Source organism: Sagittula sp. P11 (assembly GCF_002814095.1).
Taxonomy (GTDB): Bacteria; Pseudomonadota; Alphaproteobacteria; order Rhodobacterales; family Rhodobacteraceae; genus Sagittula.
Window position 1 is genome coordinate 4,512,790 of the sequence record NZ_CP021913.1, and the last position, 18,525, is coordinate 4,531,314.

Below are 18,525 nucleotides of genomic sequence, written 5' to 3' on the forward strand. Positions count from 1 at the left end.
AGGCCATGAGCAAGAAAAAAGGCGGCGTCGGCAAGACAGGCGGGTACATCCTGCTGGGTCTGCTGCTCCTCGGTCTGGGCGGTTTCGGGGCCACCAATTTCGGCGGCAGCGTGTCGAGCATTGGCAAGGTCGGCGAGGCGGAGATTCCCGCCTCCGACTACTTCCGCGCCATCCAGCAGGAAATGCGCGCCGTGCAGGCACAGACGGGTCAGGCGCTGACCTTCCAGCAGGCGCGCGCCATGGGCATTCCGGACATGGTGCTGAGCCGCGTTGTGACCTCTGCGGCGCTCGAGAACGAGGCCGCGCAGCTTGGCATCTCCGTCGGCGACGAACGTCTGGCGCAGGACCTGCGCGAGATCCCGGCCTTCCAGGGGGTCGACGGCTCCTTCGACCGGGAATCCTACCGCCTTGCCCTGCAGGGCGCCGGCTTCTCCGAACGCGAGTTCGAGGAACAGCTGCGGGCCGAAAGCGCCTCCACCCTGCTGCAGAACGCGATCCAGGCAGGCGTTGTCCTGCCGCCGGTCTATGCGCAGACGCTGGTGTCCTACACCGGCGAGCGCCGCGCCTTCACCTGGGCGGAGCTTGGAGCGGAGCAGCTGACCACCGGCCTGCCGGTGCCCACCGACGAAGATCTGCAGACCTTCTACGACGAGAACATCGACCGCTACACCCGCCCCACGACGCGCAAGATCACCTACGCGTGGCTGACGCCCGCGATGATCGTCGACACCGTCGAGGTGCCCGAGGACAGGCTGCGCGCCACCTACGAGGAGCGTTCAGCCGAGTTCAACATGCCGGAGCGCCGTCTTGTGGAACGGCTGGTCTATTCGTCCGAAGAGGCCGCACAGGAAGCCGCCGAACGCGTCGCCAGCGGCGACGTGCCCTTCGAGACGCTGGTCATCGAACGCGGGCTCGACCTTGCCGACACCGACATGGGCGACGTGACCGAAGCCGCGCTGGGTGAGGCGGGCGACGCGGTCTTTGCCGCGGACGTGGGTGAGGTCGTGCAGGCCCCCTCCGACCTCGGGCCCGCGCTTTACCGGGTGAACGCGGTTCTGGCCGCGCAGAGCACCAGCTTCGAAGAGGCCGTGCCGCAGATGCGCGACACGCTGGCGCTGGATCAGGCCCGCCGCGTGATCGAGGGGCTCGCCAACCAGCTTGACGACGAACTGGCCGCGGGCGCCACGCTCGAAGACCTTGCCGGCGACACGGAGATGGAGCTGGGCCAGATCGACTGGACCTCTTCCAGCAGCGAGGGCATCGCCGGCTACGCGGCCTTCAACGAGGCGGCTGCCGAGGCGGAGACCGGCGATTACCCGGCCATGGCCGAACTGGGCGACGGCGGGCTTTTCGCCCTGCGCCTCGACGAAATCCAGGAAGCCGCGCCCTACCCGTTCGAAGAAGTCCGCGACCGCGTGGCCCAGGACTGGGAGGCCAATGCACGCGCCACGGCGCTGGCGGATCAGGCAGAGGCGCTGGCCGGTCAGCTTTCCGGCGACACCGGGTTCGACGATCTGAACCTGCGCGCCCGGACGGTGGACGAGGGCCTGACCCGCAATGCCAATACCGACGATGTGCCGCAGGCGGTGCTGACGCAGGTCTTCACCATGTCCGAGGGCGAGGCCGCCGCCGTCAAGGGTGCCGGCACCGCCTACGTCGTGCGCCTCGACGAGATCATCGAGGTCGACCCGGAGGACGAGAATGTCCGCCAGTTCCGCCAGCTCTTTGCGCAGCAGGCCGATCAGGACGTGAGCCAGGACCTGTTCCGGGCGCTTGCGCAGGACATCCAGTCCCGTGCCGGTGTCGAGATCGACCAGGCCGCGGTCAACGCCGTCCTCGCGAACTTCCAGTAAGGCGCCCGAGCCCATGCCCACGCTGACCCCCGCCTTCGACGCCTTCGCGACCCGCTACCAGGCGGGCGAGAACCAGATCGTCTACACCCGGCTGGCCGCCGACCTCGACACGCCGGTGTCGCTGATGCTGAAGCTGACGGGCGCGGCCAAGGACACCTTCGTCCTCGAATCCGTCACCGGCGGCGAGGTGCGCGGGCGCTACTCGATGATCGGCATGAAACCGGACCTCGTCTGGCAGTGTCATGGCGACAAGGCGCGGATCAACCGTCACGCGCGGTTCGACCCCGACGCGTTCGAGCCGATGGACGCCGACCCGTTGACCGCCCTGCGCGCCGTCCTGGCGGAATCGAAGATCGATCTGCCGGAGGACCTGCCGCAGGCCGCCGCCGGGCTGTTCGGCTACCTGGGCTACGACATGATCCGGCTGGTGGAGCGCCTGCCGAACGTGAACCCCGACCCGCTGGGCCTGCCCGACGCGGTGCTGATGCGCCCCTCCGTCGTGGCGGTTCTGGACGGCGTGAAGGGCGAAGTCACCGTCGTCTCGCCCGCCTGGGTGCAGGACGGCGTGCCCGCGCGCGCTGCCTATGCGCAGGCGGCGGAACGGGTGATGGACGCGGTGCGCGACCTCGAACGCGCGATGCCGCAGGCCAGCCGCGACCTCGGCGAGGCCGCCGACCTGGGCGAGCCCGTTTCGAACTTCACGCACGAGGAATACAAGGGCGCGGTCAACAAGGCCAAGGAGTACATCAAGGCGGGCGACATCTTCCAGGTGGTGCCCTCGCAGCGCTGGACGCAGGACTTCCCGCTGCCGCCCTTCACGCTTTACCGTTCGCTGCGGCGCACCAACCCGTCGCCCTTCATGTTCTACTTCAACTTCGGCGGCTTCCAGGTGATCGGCGCCTCGCCGGAGATCCTCGTCCGGGTCTTCGGCAACGAGGTGACGATCCGCCCCATCGCGGGCACCCGTCCGCGCGGCGCCACCCCCGAAGAGGACAACGCCCTCGAAGCGGATCTGCTGGCGGACCAGAAGGAACTGGCCGAACACCTCATGCTGCTCGACCTCGGGCGCAACGACACCGGCCGCGTGTCGAAGATCGGCACCGTCCGCCCGACCGAGAAGTTCATCATCGAGCGCTACAGCCATGTGATGCATATCGTCTCGAACGTGGTCGGCGAGCTGTCGGAGGAGCACGACGCCCTCTCTGCCCTTCTGGCGGGTCTGCCCGCGGGCACGGTCAGCGGCGCGCCGAAGGTCCGCGCGATGGAGATCATCGACGAGCTCGAGCCGGAAAAGCGCGGCGTCTACGGCGGCGGCGTTGGCTATTTCAGCGCCGGTGGCGACATGGACATGTGCATCGCGCTGCGCACCGCGATCGTGAAGGACCAGAAGCTGTATATCCAGGCCGGTGGCGGCGTGGTCTACGACAGCGACCCCGAGGCCGAGTATATGGAGACCGTACACAAGTCGAACGCCATCCGGCGCGCGGCAGCGGACGCCGCGCGCTTTACCGGCAACGGCAACGGCTGAACCCTGCGTTGAACGCACTGCCAGTACGGGCCGCGCGTCTTTAGGTTTTGCCCTGAGATGTTTTGATATTCGGCAAGCCCGGAACACCGTCTACGCCTGCAGTCACGGTTTACAGACCTAGAAAGCCGCCACATACGCTCTAAGCAATCTGAGGTGGGAAGCAGGTCTACGTTTCGTCACGTCGCAGACTCGCGGATACGCTTTATCATGGCGGCCAGACCATCGGAACGTGCTCTAGTTAAGTGACTTTCCAAGCCCAATCGTCCCAGTTCCATTCGGGCATCCACTTCTGCAACCTGACTAATTGGCAATCCATCATATAAGAGAGAGAGCAATGAGATAAGCCCGCGTTGAATAATCCCGTCTGAGTCGCCGAGGAAATGGAATATCCCGTTTTCGGTTTTGGGATAGAGCCAAACCTGCGCTTGGCAGCCATGTACTTTGGTCGCCGGTGTCTTGAGCGCATCGGGCATCGGCTCCATCGCTTTTCCCATCTCGATCACCATGCGGTAGCGGTCTTCCCAGTCCTCGAGGAACTCGAAATCCTCAACCACCTCTTCGAACGCTTTCTGGGCCATGACACCACTCCTTTTCCCCCGCAGGTAAGCGCCCGCGCCGCAAAGGTCCAGCACCTCGCAGGCTTTTCAAGCGTCTCCGGATGGGTTAACCGGGGAACACTCAGGCAAGAGGCACAAGATGCACAAACAGATCTCCGTTCTGGTCCTTGCAGGCCTCGTTCTGTCCGGTTGCGGCGGCGTGCGGGAGTCCCGCCTCAATCCGTTCAACTGGTTCGGCGGCAGCACCTCGGTGCGCACCGAGGTCCGTGCGGACGATCCGGCCTACAACCCGCTGATCCCCGTGCGCGAGGAATCGGTTTTCCGCCGGAAGAAAGACGAGAGCTACGGCGGCATCGCCGTGGACGAGGTCACCGGCCTTTTCGTGGAGCGCCGTCCCGGCGGTGCGCTTGTCCGCGCCACCGGCGTCACCCGCTACCAGGGCGCCTACGACGTCAAGCTGGTCGAGGTGGAGAACGAGACGACCGACGACACGCTGGTCTATGCGCTGCGGGCGGAACAGTACGTCGGGCCCACCGGCCCCGTCTCGGCCCGCACCGTGACCGCCGCCACCTGGCTGACCGACAACGAGCTTGCGCTGGTGCGCAGCATCGTGGTCAAGGCGCGCAACAACACCCGCACCACCGGCCGCTGACAGCCGCGGGTCGCACGGGCCTTTCGGCCCGTCCCCGTTGTCTCTTCCGCTGTGAACCGGGCCTGCGGCCCGACCGTCAGAGTTCGATGACGTCGACGTTCTTGCCCCGTGCTGCCAGCGCGATCTGGCCGGAGCACAGACGCAGCGCATCCTCGCCGAAGACTTCGCGCCGCCAGCCGGACAGCGCCGGCACGTCGCGCATCCCCGCCGCGATGGCGTCGAGGTCGGTCGCCGGGGCGATCAGCTTGGAGGCCACACCGAAACGCTCCGTCTTGGCCTTCAGCAGCACGCGCAGAAGATCCGCCAGCGCCGGGTTCACCTGCAGCTTGTCGCGCACGGTGTCGGCTTCGGGCAGGTCGTCCTTGGGGCATTCCACCCCGGCCTTGACCGCTTCGAGGATGCCGTCGGCGATGGGGCCCTTGCGGGCCTCGCGCAGCAGCAGGCGCGAACGCGACAGGTCATTGGCCGACATCGGCTTGGTCGAGGCCAGCTCGACCAGCGCGTCGTCCTTGAACACGCGGTTGCGCGGGATGTTGCGCTCCTGCGCGTAGGTTTCGCGGAAGGCCGCCAGTTCACGCACGATGGCAAGGAAGCGCGGCGCGTTGGACCGTGTCTTCACCCGCTGCCAAGCGTCGCGCGGGCGGGTGATGTAGGTTTCCGGATCGGTCAGGACGCCCAGTTCCTCGGCGACCCAGCGCGCCCGTCCGCTTTCCTCCAGCTTGCCCGCGAGGAATTCGTAGATCTGGCGCAGGTGCGTCACATCGGCCAGCGCGTAGGACTTCTGCGCGTCCGTCAGCGGGCGGCGCGACCAGTCGGTGAAGCGCGAGGACTTGTCGAGCTGTTGCTTGGCGATGCGCTTGACCAGCGTCTCGTAGCCGACCTGCTCGCCGAAACCGCAGACCATGGCGGCCACCTGCGTGTCGAACAGCGGCTGCGGGATGACCCCGTGATCGATGTAGAAGATCTCCAGATCCTGCCGGGCGGCGTGGAACACCTTCACGATGCTCTCGTCGCGGAAGAGGTCCAGCAGAGGGTCCAGCGACAGCCCGTCCACCATCGGATCGACCAGCACGGCGTCCTCGTCACCCTTGCCGGGCAGCGCAAGCTGGATCAGGCACAGCTTGGAATAATAGGTCCGTTCACGGAGGAACTCCGTATCGACGGTGATGTACGGCTGGCCCTTGGCACGGGCACAGAAATCGGAAAGCTCTTCGGTCGTCGTCAATGTCTGCATGCGCAGTCTTTTCTGTTATGTGGTGTCGACCCTGCGGCGCGTTTCACCGTCATAACCCATTTTCCTGAAATGGGAAACGCCACGCATCAGGTCAGGATCAGGGGTGTGCGACGGCCTTCGAGGAAGCGGCGCAGGACCGCGGGATAAAGCTTGTGTTCCATGGTCAGAACCCGCGCCGCCAGCGTGTCGGGCGTGTCGCCGGGTTCAACCGGGACATGCGCCTGGCCAAGGATCGGGCCCTCGTCCAGTTCCGCCGTGACCTCGTGCACGGTGCAGCCTGCCTCCGTGTCGCCGGCTTCCAGCGCGCGGGCATGGGTGTGCAGCCCGCGGTACTTCGGCAAAAGCGACGGGTGGATGTTCAGCATCCGGCCCTCGTAGGCGGCGATGAAGGACGGCGTCAGGATGCGCATGAAACCCGCAAGGCACAGCACGTCCGGTTCGGCCGCGTCGATGTGGCGGCGCAGTTCGGCCTCGAAGGCGGCGCGGTCGCCCCGGAACGGCTTGTGATCCACCGCCGCCACCGGCACGCCCCGCTCTGCCGCGCGGGTCAGACCCGCCGCATGGGGATCGTTCGACGCCACCAGCACCGGGCGGCCCGGATGGTCGCCGGTCATGCTGTCGACCAGCTTCACCATGTTGGAGCCGCCGCCGGAAACGAGGATGGCGATGCGCTTCACAGGTTGCCCCGGTAGGTGACGCCCTCGCCCGCCGTCACCGTGCCGATCCGGTGCACCTCGTGCCCGGCCTCGGTCAGGTGGGCGCGGGCGGCGTCAGCCTTGTCGGGTGCGACGACGGCGATCATGCCGATGCCGCAGTTGAAGGTCTTCAGCATCTCGCGCTCTTCGATGTTGCCCTGATCGGACAGCCACCTGAAGATGCCCGGTAGTTCCCATGCGCCAAGGTCGATCTCGGCGCCCAGGCCCTCCGGCAGGACGCGCGGCAGGTTCTCCGTCAGGCCGCCGCCGGTGATGTGGGCCAGCGCGTGGATGCAGTCGTCCTTGACCGCCGCGATGGCGCCCTTGACGTACAGCGTGGTCGGCGCCAGCAGCGCCTCGCCCAGCGTACCCTCGCCCCAGGGGCACGGCGCGTCCCAACCGAGGCCCGAGACCTCGACCAGCTTCCGCACGAGGCTGTAGCCGTTGGAGTGCACGCCGTTCGACGCCACACCCAGCAGCACGTCGTCCTCGGCCACGCCTGCGGGCAGTTCGCGTCCGCGTTCCATCGCGCCCACGGCAAAACCCGCGAGGTCGAAGTCGCCCGCCGGGTACATGCCGGGCATCTCTGCCGTCTCGCCGCCGATCAGCGCGCAGCCGGACCGCACGCAGCCCTCCGCGATGCCTTCGATGACCCGCGCGGCGGTGTCGGTGTCGAGCTTGCCGGTGGCAAAGTAGTCGAGGAAGAACAGCGGCTCCGCGCCCTGGCACACGAGGTCGTTGACGCACATGGCGACGAGGTCGATGCCCACGCCGTCCACCAGCCCGGTGTCGATGGCGATGCGCAACTTGGTGCCGACGCCGTCGGTCGCCCCCACGAGGATCGGATCCTCGTAGCCCGCGCCCTTCAGGTCGAACAGCGCGCCGAAGCCGCCCAGCCCGGACATCACCCCGGGGCGGTTGGTCCGTTTCGCCGCCGGCTTGATCCGTTCGACCAGCGCGTTGCCCGCGTCGATGTCCACGCCCGCCGCCGCGTAGGTCAGCCCGTTCTTGCCGTCGCTCATGTCGCTCTCCGAGAGGTTGGCCGCTTGATTGCAGAGGCGCTTACCCCAAAGGCTCCGCGCCTGCAACGCGCTGCCCGCGCAGTAGGGAAATCATCACTGTGAAGAAACCGCCTTCTCGGCTATCCTCGTGGCATATTTCATTTGTGGCGTTCCCGACCCATGCTTTCGATATCCAATGCACAGATGGATGCATTCGATGCCATGGAGTTTCGTGCTTTCGAAACCGGACTGGCAGAGCATCTCGAAACCCATTTTCCGTGGGGAAAGGCCTTCTGGCCCGACGGCAGCGCGATGGCGCTGGCCACTTTCGCCCACACGCGCGCCCGGCACTACGGCTTTGTCACCGAACGCAGCATCTACATGTTCGCGACCTTCATGCCGGTTCTGGGCAGCCGCTACGACGAGAACCCGCTGCTGCCCTGGGCCTCGGACAAGCTGGCCGATCCGATCATCCGCGAACCGATCCACCGCATCAACCAGCTGAACGACCGGATTCTCCTGCACCTGCGCAAGACCAATGGCCGCGACGGGCGGGCGGCGGTGCGCGGCTTTCGGCAGGTGCACCACGTGCTCGGGACCGGCGATGCGCCGACGGACCCCGTGGGCGCGCTTTGCGCCGCCTTTCCGCAGCGCGCCGCGGCCTCCACCATGACCGGGCAGGTGCTGGGCGACGCGGTTGCCCAGTCGGACGCCTTCGGGCTGGAACAACCGCTTGGCGGTTACATCTGCGCGGCGCTGGCACTGATGTACGGCCCCTACTACTATGCCGAACCGCAGCTGCCGCTGATCCATGCCACGCTCTACGACAAGGGCCTCGCCCCCGCAGCAAAGACACAGGCGCTCCGCCAGGCCGCGCTGACGATGATCACCGCCCTCGGCGAAAGCGTCGGGGAGGAGGCCTGAGATGTGCCAGTGCGGAAAGGCCAACGACGACGCCTGCAAGAAGACAGAGAACAAGCCCGGCGCGACCAAGGGCTGCGAGGCCGGCAAGGGCGGCGGTGTCGTCTGGGAAAAGCAGGAAGGCGCCACCGACGAGGATCTCGCAAAGGCCAAGCAGCAGTGGGAGGACGCCAAGAAGCGCCGCCTGCCGGACGGATCGAAGCCGAAGACGGTCGAAGCGATGGAGGCGCTGGAGAACAGCGACAAGACCACGACCATCAAGGTCGGCCCCGAAGGCAACAGCGCCAGCCCGGACAGCCGGTCGGATTCGCAGGACGGCACCGGCTCCGAAGGGACGATCAAGTACAACCCGAACAAGACGGGCACCTACGGCGACGGCGTCGACCGCGACCCGGAATCTTCGCTGGCACACGAGGCCTATCACACCTACGAATACACGCAGGGCTCTTCCGGCGACACGCGGGAGAAGCGCGAGGTTTCCGCCGCGGCCGCGGAAAATGAACACCGCGAAGCCAAGGGCCTGCCGCAGCGACAGAAATACGGCGCCTGGGACATTCCGCAGTACACGCCCTGAGCGACCCATCCGGCCGCCCACCGGGGCCAGCCGCGCAACGCCTGACACGCAACGCCTGACAAGGACCGAACACCGATGACCCGCAGTTTCGTTTCGACCCACACCGACTGGAACGGGCACCAGACCATTCCCTTCGTCATCCCCGCCGAAGACGGGCTCGACGTTTTCCGCGATCCGATGTGGGGCGTGATGATCGAGAAGGTGACCGCCGACCACCACCCGATCGAGCCGCTGGTGGATGCGACCGACCTCGACGATGTGGATTTCGGTGCGCTGTCGCTGAACGGCGCGGCGATGGTCGGCCAGATCCTGTGGAACAACCTGACGACCGCCGCGCGGATCGATCCGTCGGGCGATTTCGTGCTCCACACCTGGCGGGTGGCGTCGAGCGCGAAACGCGTCGAGATCGTCTATCGCCCGCGCTACGCCAACGGCGCGCTCGGCGATGTGTGCACGCTGGTCTCGCTGCTGAAATAACGGGCTGTCGCGCGCTGGTGGGCGCTCAGGCCTTCCGCAGTTCCGACCCCTTCTTCAGGACCTCGTCGCCGTCCTCCTGTTCGATCCGGTAGGCGGGGTTGTCTTCGTCGGCGTCGCGCGTCACCTCGCTGCCCTTGATCTTCAGCGTGATCTTCCGGGTGTATTTATTCACCACCGTACCGCTGGCCGTGCCGTTGCCCCAGTCCCACGCGACCTTGTCGCCTTCGTCGTAGTCCTTCATCGCATCCTCCGCATGTGCCTGCGGCTCAATGCAGAGCCCCGCGCCCGCGTTCCCCCGCTTGACGCCCCCGCGCCCCGCGCTTACTCAGTCTGCCACGGTGGGCCTGTAGCTCAATTGGTTAGAGCAGGGCGCTCATAACGCCTTGGTTGCGGGTTCAAGTCCTGCCGGGCCTACCAGACATCCCCCTGTCAAAGCCCCCCACCAAGGTCGAATTCCGCACGTCCCGTGCCGCGCCTAACGTGCCGCCCATGGGAGGACGTTTCATCATCGCCGCCGCGCTCTGGCTTGCCAGTGCGGTCATCGCTCTGGCCGAGGTTCTCTCGCCCGAGGAACTCGCCACGCACATCCGTGCGCCCATGTCGATGGGCGCGCAGATCTCCGACAACGGCGTCTTTGAGCTGCTGAACTCCGGCGGGGCGCAGGCGGGCTATGTCTTCCAGACCGAACCGATGGCCCCCCTGCCCGGCTTCTCCGGCGCGCCGATCAATGCGCTTGTGGTGCTGGATCTCGAAGGCCGTTTCCTCGACGTGCAGCTCCTGACCCACAACGAACCGATCTTCGTCTCCGGCCTGGGCGAGGCACCGTTCCACGCCTTCATGGAGCAGTACCGCGGCCATTCCATTTCCGACAGCCTGGTCGTCGGCACGCCTTACGGCGGCGCGTCCGACGGCAGCGGTCTGGTCTACCTCGACGGGGTGACGAAGGCGACCGCATCGGTCCGCATCGCGCACGAATCGATCCTTGCCGCCGCGCTGCAGGTCGCACGCGAGAAGATGGGCGGCATCAGTTCCGGGCCGCCCGCCTATCCCAACCCCGAGATAGACGAGGACCTGACCTGGGACTCGCTGAACGAAAACGGGCTTCTGACGCACAAAACCCTGAACAACGGGGAAATCGAGGCATTGTTCGAGGGCACGCTCTGGGCCAACGACGATCCCGAAGCCAGCGCCGATCCCGACGCGCCCTACCTCGATCTCTGGATCGCCGATCTGGGGCCACGCTCCATCGCCCGCGCGCTGTTGTCCGAGGGCACGCTGCGCGAGCTCGACCGCTTCCGCGAGATATCCACCTTCGACGAGCCGATCCTCGTGGTCGAGACCGCGCGCCACGGCCTAGTCTCGCCCGACTTCGTCCGCAACACTGCGCCCGACTGGCTGGGCGCGGAACAGAACGGCTTCCCCGTGGCCTTGCGCGACGCCGACCTCTTCGTCCAGCTGTCCGATCAGGTGCCCGAGGCGCTGCACGACGGCACCGCGATGATCCTGCGCACCGACCGGCGGCTCGGCTTCGACCCGGCCGCGCCGTGGACCTTCACGGTGCAGGCCATCCGCGAGCATGGCGTTTTCCAGCCGCAGGTCGGCTCCGTTACGATCGAGGCGCAGGTCGCAACCGACGAGCGGTTCTTCGTCCGTCCCGGCGAGACGCGGCGCCTGTCCCCCTTCGAAGAGGCGATCCGCAACCGCGCCGACGACCTGATGGTTCTGGCGGCTTTCCTGGCGCTCCTCCTGCCCGTCCTGTTCTTCGCGCAAAGCCGCCTCGCCGGGCTGCGTGTCTTCACACCCGTCCGGCTGACCATCCTCGCCTTCGTCACGGGGTTCATCGGCTGGTGGGGACAGGGGCAGCTCTCCATCGTGACGCCGCTTGCCACGTTGCAGGCGGCGCTCTCCACCCGGCATTTCGCCTTCCTGCTCTACGACCCCTTCTCACTGATGATCTGGGGGGCGGTGATCCTCGGATTTCTCCTATGGGGCCGCGGCCTCTTTTGCGGCTGGCTCTGCCCCTTCGGCGCATTGCAGGAGTTCGCGCATCATATCGGGCGTTTCCTGCATCTTCCGCGCCTGGAACCGTCGCGCACATGGGACCAGCGGCTGAAGAAACTGAAATACGTGGCGCTTGCCGGGCTTGTCGCCGTGACCGTGATCGCCCCCGGCCACATGGACAAGGCAGCCGAGATCGAGCCCTTCAAGACCGCCATCACCACCTTCTTCTTGCGCGAATGGTATTACGTTGCCTACGCCGCTTTCTGGCTGTTCCTCGCACTCTTCACCTTCAAGGGGTTCTGCCGTTATCTATGCCCGCTTGGCGCGCTCATGGCGATTGGGGGCACCCTGCGCCTGCGCCGCTGGATCCCCCGCCGGGTCGAATGCGGCTCTCCCTGCCAGCTCTGCGCGGTGAAGTGCAATTACGGCGCCATCCTCAAGACCGGCGCCGTCCAGTACGACGAGTGTTTCCAGTGCCTCGACTGCGTGACGATCCACGACGATGCGCGACAATGCGTGCCGCTGATCCTGAGGGCCCGTTCCACCAAGCGCCCGCCACGCGTCACCGGACATCCCAACGAGGTGCCCGCCGAATGACCCTGCCCCGTCTCAGCCGCCGCCGCGTCCTCACCCTAGCCGCTGCCTTCGCCTGCGCGCCACGCCACGCCTTCGCCTCCACCTGGCAAGGCCGCGCACTCGGCGCCGAGGTTTCCGTCACCCTGACCGGCCCGCGCACGGAGACACAGGCGGCCCTGGCCGACCTCCCCGCACAGCTCGACGAGATCGAAAGCCTCTTCAGCCTTTACCGCCCGAGTTCGGCCCTCTCCCGCCTGAACAAAGCCGGGTTTCTTGCACCCAGCGTCCGTTTCGATGCCCTGATGGACGCCTGCGACAGGGCGCATACGCTGACGGACGGCATCTTCGATCCGACAGTGCAACCGCTCTGGCAGGCCCTGGCAAATGGCCGCGACCCCGCGCCGGCCCGCGCCCACCTCGGCTGGCACCGGGTACGCCGCACGGCACAGGGCACCTGTCTGGACCCGGGTCAGCAGCTCACCCTCAACGGCATCGCCCAAGGCTTCGGCACCGACCTGATCCGCGCGTCCCTTGCCAAACGCGGCTTCACTCATGCTCTGATCGACATCGGCGAACAGGCGGCCATCGGCGGCCCCTTCCGGCTCTCTCTCGAAGATCCCGATCACGGATCTCTGGGTCACCTGACGCTAGAAAACGCCGCCCGCGCCACCTCCAGCCCCGGCGCCCTGCACTTCGGTGCCAACGCACACATCCTCGGGCCACAGGGGCAAGACCCCCTCTGGTCCACCGTCAGCATCGAGGCCCGCGATGCCACGACCGCCGATGCGCTCTCCACCGCGGCGGTCTTCATGGACATCCCGCGCCTTGAAAAGCTCAGGACCGACGCCGACCTCCTCCGAATCACGCTGGTGGACAGGGACGGCAACCTCCGCACCCTCTGACCTGCATAGCAAAAGAAAACTCCCGGCCGCAGGACCGGGAGCTTCCAGAACTCGAACCCGAAAGGATCAGCCGTTGGCCTTGGCCACCGCCCGCTTCGTCAGGGTCTTCACCAGGCTCGCACGATAAGCACCGCTGCCGTGCAGGTCAGAGATCATCCCGTCGCCCGACGGCGCCGACAGCTCCTCGACCGCGCTGGCGGAAAAGTCACCCGAAAGCGCCTCTTCCGCCTCGCTCCAGCGGAACACGCCTTCCTCTGAGGCCCCGGTCACGGCGACCCGGACCCCATCCGCGCCCTCGGACACGAAGACGCCGACCAGCGCGAACCGCGACGCGGGCTGCTGGAACTTGATGTAGGCCGCCTTCTCCGGGATCGGGAACTTCACCGCGGTGACGAGCTCGCCTTCATCGAGGGCCGTGGTGAACATGCCCTGGAAATAGTCGTCCGCCGCGATTTCGCGGGTGTTGGTGACGATCGTCGCCCCCGATCCCAGCGCCGCCGCCGGATAGCAGGCCGAGGGATCGTTGTTGGCGAGCGACCCGCCGATGGTGCCGCGGTTGCGCACCGCCGGATCACCGATCTGGCCGGCCAGCGCCGCCAGCGCCGGATAGGCCCCGGCCTCTGCCGCCACCGTCGCATGGGTGGTGCCGCCGCCGACGGTCAGCACGCCGCCGTCCGACGACACGCCCTTCAGCTCGTCGATGGCCGACAGGCTCACCAGCACGGACGGCATCGCCAGCCGCTGCTTCAGGGTCGGGATCAGCGTCTGGCCGCCGGACAGCGGCTGTGCGTCCTCCTGCCCCAGCGCCGACACGGCATCGGCCACGGACGTCGGCCGAACGATATCGAATGAATACATCTTGTTTCCTCCTCTGCCGCTCATGAAGGCCATCCACCTTCATCTTGGCAAAAATACCTTCGGGGGGTCCGGGGGGCAGACAGCCCCCCGGCGCTCTCCATTCAGCCGTTGATCGCGGCCCAGACGCGGCCCGGCGACACCGGCATGTCGATGTGCTCCACCTTGTGGCCACCCGACTGCAGCGCGTCGATCACCGCGTTCACCACCGTCGGCGGAGAGCCGATGGCCCCGGCCTCGCCGCAGCCCTTCACGCCCAGCGGGTTGTGGGTGCAGGGCGTCTGGCAGGAGTGGTCCACGAGGTAACTGTCGAGCATCGGCAGGTTGTCGGCGCGCGGCATCGCGTAGTCCATGTAGGACGCGCTCAGCAGCTGGCCGTTCTCGTCGTAGGCGCAGTTCTCGAGCAGCGCCTGCCCGATGCCCTGCGCAATCCCGCCGTGCACCTGTCCCTCGACGATCATCGGGTTGATGACGTTGCCGAAGTCGTCCGCGGACACGAACTTCTCGATGGTGACCAGGCCGGTCTCCGGATCGACCTCCACCTCGCAGGCATAGGCGCCCGCGGGATAGGTGAAGTTCGACGGATCGTAGAAGGCCGTCTCCTCGAGACCCGGCTCGATATCCTCGAGCGGGTAGTTGTGCGGCACGTAGGCGGCGAGCGTCACATCCCCCCAGGCGACCGACTTGTCGGTGCCCGCGACCGAGAACTGACCGTCCTTCAGCTCGATGTCCGCCTCGGCGGCCTCCAGCAGGTGGGCGGCGATCTTCTTGGCCTTGTTGATGATCTTCTCGGTGGCGCGGACCATGGCGGATCCGCAGACCGCGATGGAGCGCGAGCCGTAGGTGCCCATGCCGAACGGGATCTTGGCGGAGTCGCCGTGCACGATGTCGATCATGCTCTCGTCGATGCCCAGCATCTCGGCCACGACCTGCGGGAAGGCGGTCTCGTGTCCCTGCCCGTGGCTGTGCGCGCCCACCAGCACCGAGATGGTGCCCGTGGCGTTCACCCGCACGGTGGCGGCGTCGTACAGACCGGCACGCGCGCCGAGCTGCCCCACGAGGTTCGACGGCGCGATGCCGCAGGCCTCGATGAAGCAGTTGACGCCCAGGCCGCGCAGCTTGCCCTTCGCTTCGCTTTCCTTGCGGCGCGCCTCGAAGTTGCCGAGGTCCATCAGCTCTTCCATCTTGTCCATCGTCGCGACGTAGTCGCCGGTGTCATAGACCACGGCCACCGGCGTCTGGTACGGGAACTCGGTGATGAAGTTCTGACGGCGGAGCGCGATGGGATCGACGCCCAGCTCGCGCGCGGCCTTGTCGATGATCCGCTCGAGCTGGTAGGTCGCCTCCGGGCGGCCCGCGCCGCGGTAGGCGTCGACCGGCACGGTGTTCGTGAAGACCGCCTTCACGTTCACCAGCACGTGCGGCGTCTTGTAGTTGCCCGCCATCAGCGTGCCGTGCAGCCAGGTCGGGACCGACGACGAGAAGGTCGACAGATACGCGCCCATGTTGGCCATCGTGTTGGTGCGCACGGCGGTGAAGTTGTTGTCCGCATCCAGCGCCAGTTCGATGGTCGTGACGTGGTCGCGGCCATGGGCGTCGGACATGAACGCCTCGGAGCGCGAGGAGGTCCACTTCACCGCGCGGTTCAGCTGCCGCGAGGCGAAGGTGACAAAGGCCTCTTCGGCGTAGTGGAAGATCTTCGTGCCGAAGCCGCCGCCCACGTCGGGCGCCACGACGCGCAGCTTGTGCTCCGGGATGCCGAGGACGAAGGCGCCCATAAGCAGGCGGATCACGTGCGGGTTCTGCGAGGTGGTGTAGAGCGTGGATTCGTCGTTGGCGCGGTTGTACTCGCCCACGGCCACGCGCGGCTCCATCGGGTTGGCGACGAGGCGGTTGTTGGTCAGCTCCAGCGTCGTCACATGCGCGGCGCTGTCGAAGGCCGCCTGCGTCTCTGCCGGGTCGGACCCGAACTGCCAGTCGTAGCAGAGGTTGTCCGACAGCTCGTCGTGCACCTTGGCGGAACCGGACTCGAGCGCGGCCGCCATGTTCACCACGGCAGGCAGTTCCTCGATGTCGAGCTCGATGGCCTCGGCGGCCGTGCGCGCCTCCTCCAGCGTGTCGGCCACGACCGCGGCGATCGGGTCACCGACGTGACGGACCTTGCCCTGTGCCAGCACCGGGTGCGGCGGCTCCTTCATCACTTCGCCGTGCTTGTCGGTCACCTGCCAGCCGCAGGGCAGACCGCCCACGCCCTCGAAGTCGGCCCCGGTAAAGATGCGGACGACGCCGGGCATGCCCGCTGCGGCCTCGGTGTTGATCGAGTTGATCTTTCCGTGGGCCACGTCGGAACGCAGGAAATAGACATACGCCTGGTTGTAGACGTTGATATCGTCGGTGTACTGACCGGCTCCGGTCAGGAAGCGCACGTCCTCGCGCCGCTTCTGGCTTGCGCCGATGCCATGATCCTTCGGCATTTCTTCCTCCCTGAAGGGGGGGCGGAGAATCTCCGCCCTACAAACTGTCGGACTTTGTGAAGGGCGGAAGGTCTCCGCCCCGGCTCAAATGGCTTATTCCGCAGCGACCGCGGGCACGTCCTGCCCGGAAGCCGCCAGGATGGCGCGGACGATGTTGTGGTAGCCGGTGCAGCGGCAGATGTTGCCCTCGAGGTGGTGACGCACCTCGGCCTCGGTCGGCTTCGGGTTGTCCTTCAGCAGCGCCGCCGCTGCCATCACCATGCCCGGCGTGCAGAAACCGCACTGCAGCCCGTGGTAGTCCTGGAACGCCTGCTGGATCGTGTTCAGCGTGCCGTCCGGGGCCGCCTGCCCCTCGATCGTGCCGACCTCGGCGCCGTCGGCTTCGGCGGCGAACATGGTGCAGGCCTTCACCTGCAGCCCGTTGACGTGGATCGTGCAGGCGCCGCATTGCGAGGTGTCGCAGCCCACGTGGGTCCCGGTCAGGCGCAGCTCCTCACGCAGGAACTCCGTCATGAGCGTGTTGCCCTTGACCGACTTGGTGACGGACTTGCCGTTCACCTTCATCGTCACTTCAACCATCGTTTCCCTCCCTGGAAAATCGTTTGTCACAGAATGCACCCACCCCGGAGTGCGGATTTGATCGGCGGATCAGTTGGACACCATCCGCTTGAACCAGCCCTTCTTCTTGCCGTCGTCGGCCTCCGTCTCGGGCGCGGCGTCGGGATCGGAGGGGCCTTCGACCGCCTCCTGGAAGTTGGAGAAGAACTGGTCGGCCATCTTCTTGGCGAAACCGTCGATGATCCGGCTGCCCAGCTGCGCGAGCTTGCCGCCGACGCTGGCGTCCACGTCGTAGGTCAGAAGCGTGCCGTCCTCGGCCTCTTCCAGCCTCACCACGGCGCTGCCCTTGGCAAAACCCGCTGCACCGCCCTTGCCTTCGCCCACCAGCTTGACGGTGTTCGGCGCATCCATGTCCTCGAGGTTCACCTGTCCCTTGAAGGTCGCCTTCACGGGCCCGACCTTCTGGACGACGGTCGCCTCGAACCCCTCCTCGGCAGAGCCGGACATCTCGGTGCAGCCGGGCACGCAGGCCTTCAGCACCTCGGGGTTCAGGATCGCTTCCCAGACCACCTCGCGGGGGGCCTTGATCGTACGGGAATCGCTCATTTGCATGGGTTTGTCCTCTCTCTCCGGCGCCAGCCTAGGCGCGCAGCGCCCGTCGGGCATATTAGACCAATTGATAACATCACCATTCCGGTGGATTGTGCGTCAGTCCGTATCTTTCGAAGATCCCCGCGATCCGGCCGTCGGCCATCGCCGCAGAGATCGCATCCTCGACTTCGTATCCCAGCGGCCGCCACGCGAAATGCACCGCCGTTCCGATCGGCCAGTGCGACTTCGCCAGCCCCGCCAGCGGCGGCTCGTGGATCGCCACGCCCTCGCCCCGGAAAAACTCGAGCTGGGCCAGCGGCCCCATCGCCGCCATAGTCTCCCCCGCGTTCAGCGCCGCCATCGCCGCCTCCATCGTGGGATACCGTCGCACGCCTGCCGCCGTCTGGCCACCCGCGAAACTCGTCAGGTAGAAGTCCGAGATCGAATCGTTCTCCACCGCGACCGTGTCGAAGCGGAAGTAGGCCGGGACCGGCCCGCCGTCGGGATACTCCGCCGCGCGGTAGGCAATGGCGATGTGTTCCTCCTGGTACTGGCCGGGAAAGACCACCTGCTCCACCCGGCAGCGGAAGGCCGAGTCGTAGGGCACGCGCATCATCACGTTCGACACCGCCCCGCCGACGATGCCGCCCTGCCAGACGTTGTGCCGCAGATCGGCGTCGAGGTTCTCTCCGGCGGCGACAAAGCGGATCACCGGCGTCACGCCGATGAACTCCGCCACCAGCTTTGCAACGTCGACGTCGATGCCCTTCGCCTCGCCCTTCTCTTCCCAGGAATAGGGCGCATGATCCTCGTAGACCGCGAAGGTCATCGAGCCCCGCTCGCGGATCGTGTCGAGGTCCTGGCCGACGATGTCGCGGCCTGCGTTCTGCGGCTTGGGCTGCGGCACGTAGTCGGCGCAGGGATCGGCGGCGCGGGCCACGGTGGTGCCGGCGGCCAGCAGCGCGCCGGCCACCATACCCGGCACCAGGGCGGGCAGAAGGGCGCGCAGCCCCCTGCCGACGGTGTTCAGAACACCCGCATGTCGAACCATGCCACTCCTCCCCGAAGGCCGTTCG

18 protein-coding genes and 1 tRNA gene are annotated in these 18,525 nt (G+C 66.8%); 9 read left to right on the forward strand and 10 right to left on the reverse strand.

Features of this window, described 5'->3' with window-relative positions; all coding sequences use genetic code 11:
* The first annotated feature begins 5 nt into the window (after window positions 1-5).
* Window positions 6-1,853 (forward strand): peptidylprolyl isomerase, encoded by a 1,848-nt coding sequence (locus CDO87_RS21535; RefSeq protein WP_100930681.1) that lies wholly within the window; start codon window positions 6-8, stop codon window positions 1,851-1,853.
* 13 nt (window positions 1,854-1,866) lie between these two features.
* A complete protein-coding gene (gene trpE / locus CDO87_RS21540; protein ID WP_100930682.1) occupies window positions 1,867-3,381 on the forward strand; it encodes an anthranilate synthase component I in 1,515 nt (504 codons plus the stop codon).
* A 176-nt stretch (window positions 3,382-3,557) separates the two neighbouring features.
* On the opposite strand, the gene CDO87_RS21545 is transcribed toward trpE, so the two are convergent.
* On the reverse strand, window positions 3,558-3,959 hold the full coding sequence (locus tag CDO87_RS21545) for a SufE family protein (protein WP_100930683.1): 402 nt from the start codon (window positions 3,957-3,959) through the stop codon (window positions 3,558-3,560).
* A 118-nt stretch (window positions 3,960-4,077) separates the two neighbouring features.
* Here CDO87_RS21545 and CDO87_RS21550 point away from each other — a divergent pair, with 118 nt between their 5' ends.
* The gene (locus CDO87_RS21550; protein ID WP_100930684.1) at window positions 4,078-4,590 is read left to right on the forward strand and encodes a hypothetical protein; all 513 of its coding nucleotides are present in this window, start codon (window positions 4,078-4,080) and stop codon (window positions 4,588-4,590) included.
* A gap of 76 nt (window positions 4,591-4,666) precedes the next feature.
* Here the strand turns inward: CDO87_RS21550 and rnd are convergent, their stop codons facing one another.
* The 3 genes from rnd to purM all read right to left on the reverse strand — a co-directional run bounded on the left by rnd (window position 4,667) and on the right by purM (window position 7,541).
* On the reverse strand, window positions 4,667-5,824 hold the full coding sequence (gene rnd, locus CDO87_RS21555) for a ribonuclease D (RefSeq protein WP_100930685.1): 1,158 nt from the start codon (window positions 5,822-5,824) through the stop codon (window positions 4,667-4,669).
* Between the two features lie 86 nt (window positions 5,825-5,910).
* Complete coding sequence (gene purN, locus CDO87_RS21560) at window positions 5,911-6,501, reverse strand: phosphoribosylglycinamide formyltransferase (RefSeq protein WP_100930686.1); 591 nt, start codon at window positions 6,499-6,501, stop codon at window positions 5,911-5,913.
* Window positions 6,498-7,541, reverse strand: a complete 1,044-nt coding sequence (gene purM / locus CDO87_RS21565) for a phosphoribosylformylglycinamidine cyclo-ligase (protein ID WP_100930687.1) — start codon at window positions 7,539-7,541, stop codon at window positions 6,498-6,500. Before purM ends, purN begins: the two co-directional genes overlap by 4 nt.
* 183 nt (window positions 7,542-7,724) lie before the next feature.
* On the opposite strand from purM, the gene CDO87_RS21570 reads away from it, so the two are divergent.
* From CDO87_RS21570 to CDO87_RS21580, 3 genes are all read left to right on the forward strand, one after another.
* Window positions 7,725-8,444: a hypothetical protein gene (locus CDO87_RS21570; RefSeq protein WP_100930688.1), complete on the forward strand. Its 720-nt coding sequence runs from the start codon at window positions 7,725-7,727 to the stop codon at window positions 8,442-8,444.
* A 1-nt stretch (window position 8,445) separates the two neighbouring features.
* Window positions 8,446-9,015 carry a M91 family zinc metallopeptidase gene (locus CDO87_RS21575; RefSeq protein WP_100930689.1) on the forward strand — a complete coding sequence of 190 codons (570 nt, stop codon included), beginning with the start codon at window positions 8,446-8,448 and terminating at the stop codon, window positions 9,013-9,015.
* Window positions 9,016-9,090: 75 nt separating this feature from the next.
* Window positions 9,091-9,492, forward strand: coding sequence for a hypothetical protein (locus tag CDO87_RS21580; RefSeq protein WP_100930690.1), 402 nt, complete (start codon window positions 9,091-9,093; stop codon window positions 9,490-9,492).
* Between the two features lie 25 nt (window positions 9,493-9,517).
* Here CDO87_RS21580 and CDO87_RS21585 read toward each other — a convergent pair whose 3' ends face one another.
* Complete coding sequence (locus CDO87_RS21585) at window positions 9,518-9,733, reverse strand: DUF2945 domain-containing protein (RefSeq protein ID WP_100930691.1); 216 nt, start codon at window positions 9,731-9,733, stop codon at window positions 9,518-9,520.
* Window positions 9,734-9,832: 99 nt separating this feature from the next.
* Here CDO87_RS21585 and CDO87_RS21590 point away from each other — a divergent pair.
* From CDO87_RS21590 to CDO87_RS21600, 3 genes are all read left to right on the forward strand, one after another.
* Window positions 9,833-9,909: transfer RNA gene (locus tag CDO87_RS21590), tRNA-Ile, on the forward strand.
* A gap of 72 nt (window positions 9,910-9,981) precedes the next feature.
* Window positions 9,982-12,090: a 4Fe-4S binding protein gene (locus CDO87_RS21595; RefSeq protein ID WP_100930692.1), complete on the forward strand. Its 2,109-nt coding sequence runs from the start codon at window positions 9,982-9,984 to the stop codon at window positions 12,088-12,090.
* Window positions 12,087-12,971 carry an FAD:protein FMN transferase gene (locus CDO87_RS21600; protein ID WP_100930693.1) on the forward strand — a complete coding sequence of 295 codons (885 nt, stop codon included), beginning with the start codon at window positions 12,087-12,089 and terminating at the stop codon, window positions 12,969-12,971. The genes CDO87_RS21595 and CDO87_RS21600 overlap by 4 nt, the downstream gene beginning before the upstream one ends.
* 66 nt (window positions 12,972-13,037) lie before the next feature.
* Here CDO87_RS21600 and CDO87_RS21605 read toward each other — a convergent pair whose 3' ends face one another.
* The 5 genes from CDO87_RS21605 to CDO87_RS21625 all read right to left on the reverse strand — a co-directional run bounded on the left by CDO87_RS21605 (window position 13,038) and on the right by CDO87_RS21625 (window position 18,500).
* The gene (locus CDO87_RS21605) at window positions 13,038-13,829 is read right to left on the reverse strand and encodes a xanthine dehydrogenase family protein subunit M (RefSeq protein WP_100930694.1); all 792 of its coding nucleotides are present in this window, start codon (window positions 13,827-13,829) and stop codon (window positions 13,038-13,040) included.
* Between the two features lie 101 nt (window positions 13,830-13,930).
* Window positions 13,931-16,300 carry a xanthine dehydrogenase family protein molybdopterin-binding subunit gene (locus CDO87_RS21610; RefSeq protein ID WP_100930695.1) on the reverse strand — a complete coding sequence of 790 codons (2,370 nt, stop codon included), beginning with the start codon at window positions 16,298-16,300 and terminating at the stop codon, window positions 13,931-13,933.
* A gap of 93 nt (window positions 16,301-16,393) precedes the next feature.
* A complete protein-coding gene (locus CDO87_RS21615) occupies window positions 16,394-16,879 on the reverse strand; it encodes a (2Fe-2S)-binding protein (protein WP_100930696.1) in 486 nt (161 codons plus the stop codon).
* Between the two features lie 69 nt (window positions 16,880-16,948).
* Complete coding sequence (locus CDO87_RS21620) at window positions 16,949-17,470, reverse strand: CoxG family protein (protein ID WP_100930697.1); 522 nt, start codon at window positions 17,468-17,470, stop codon at window positions 16,949-16,951.
* A 73-nt stretch (window positions 17,471-17,543) separates the two neighbouring features.
* Window positions 17,544-18,500, reverse strand: coding sequence for a substrate-binding periplasmic protein (locus CDO87_RS21625; RefSeq protein ID WP_404944739.1), 957 nt, complete (start codon window positions 18,498-18,500; stop codon window positions 17,544-17,546).
* Window positions 18,501-18,525: the final 25 nt, after the last annotated feature.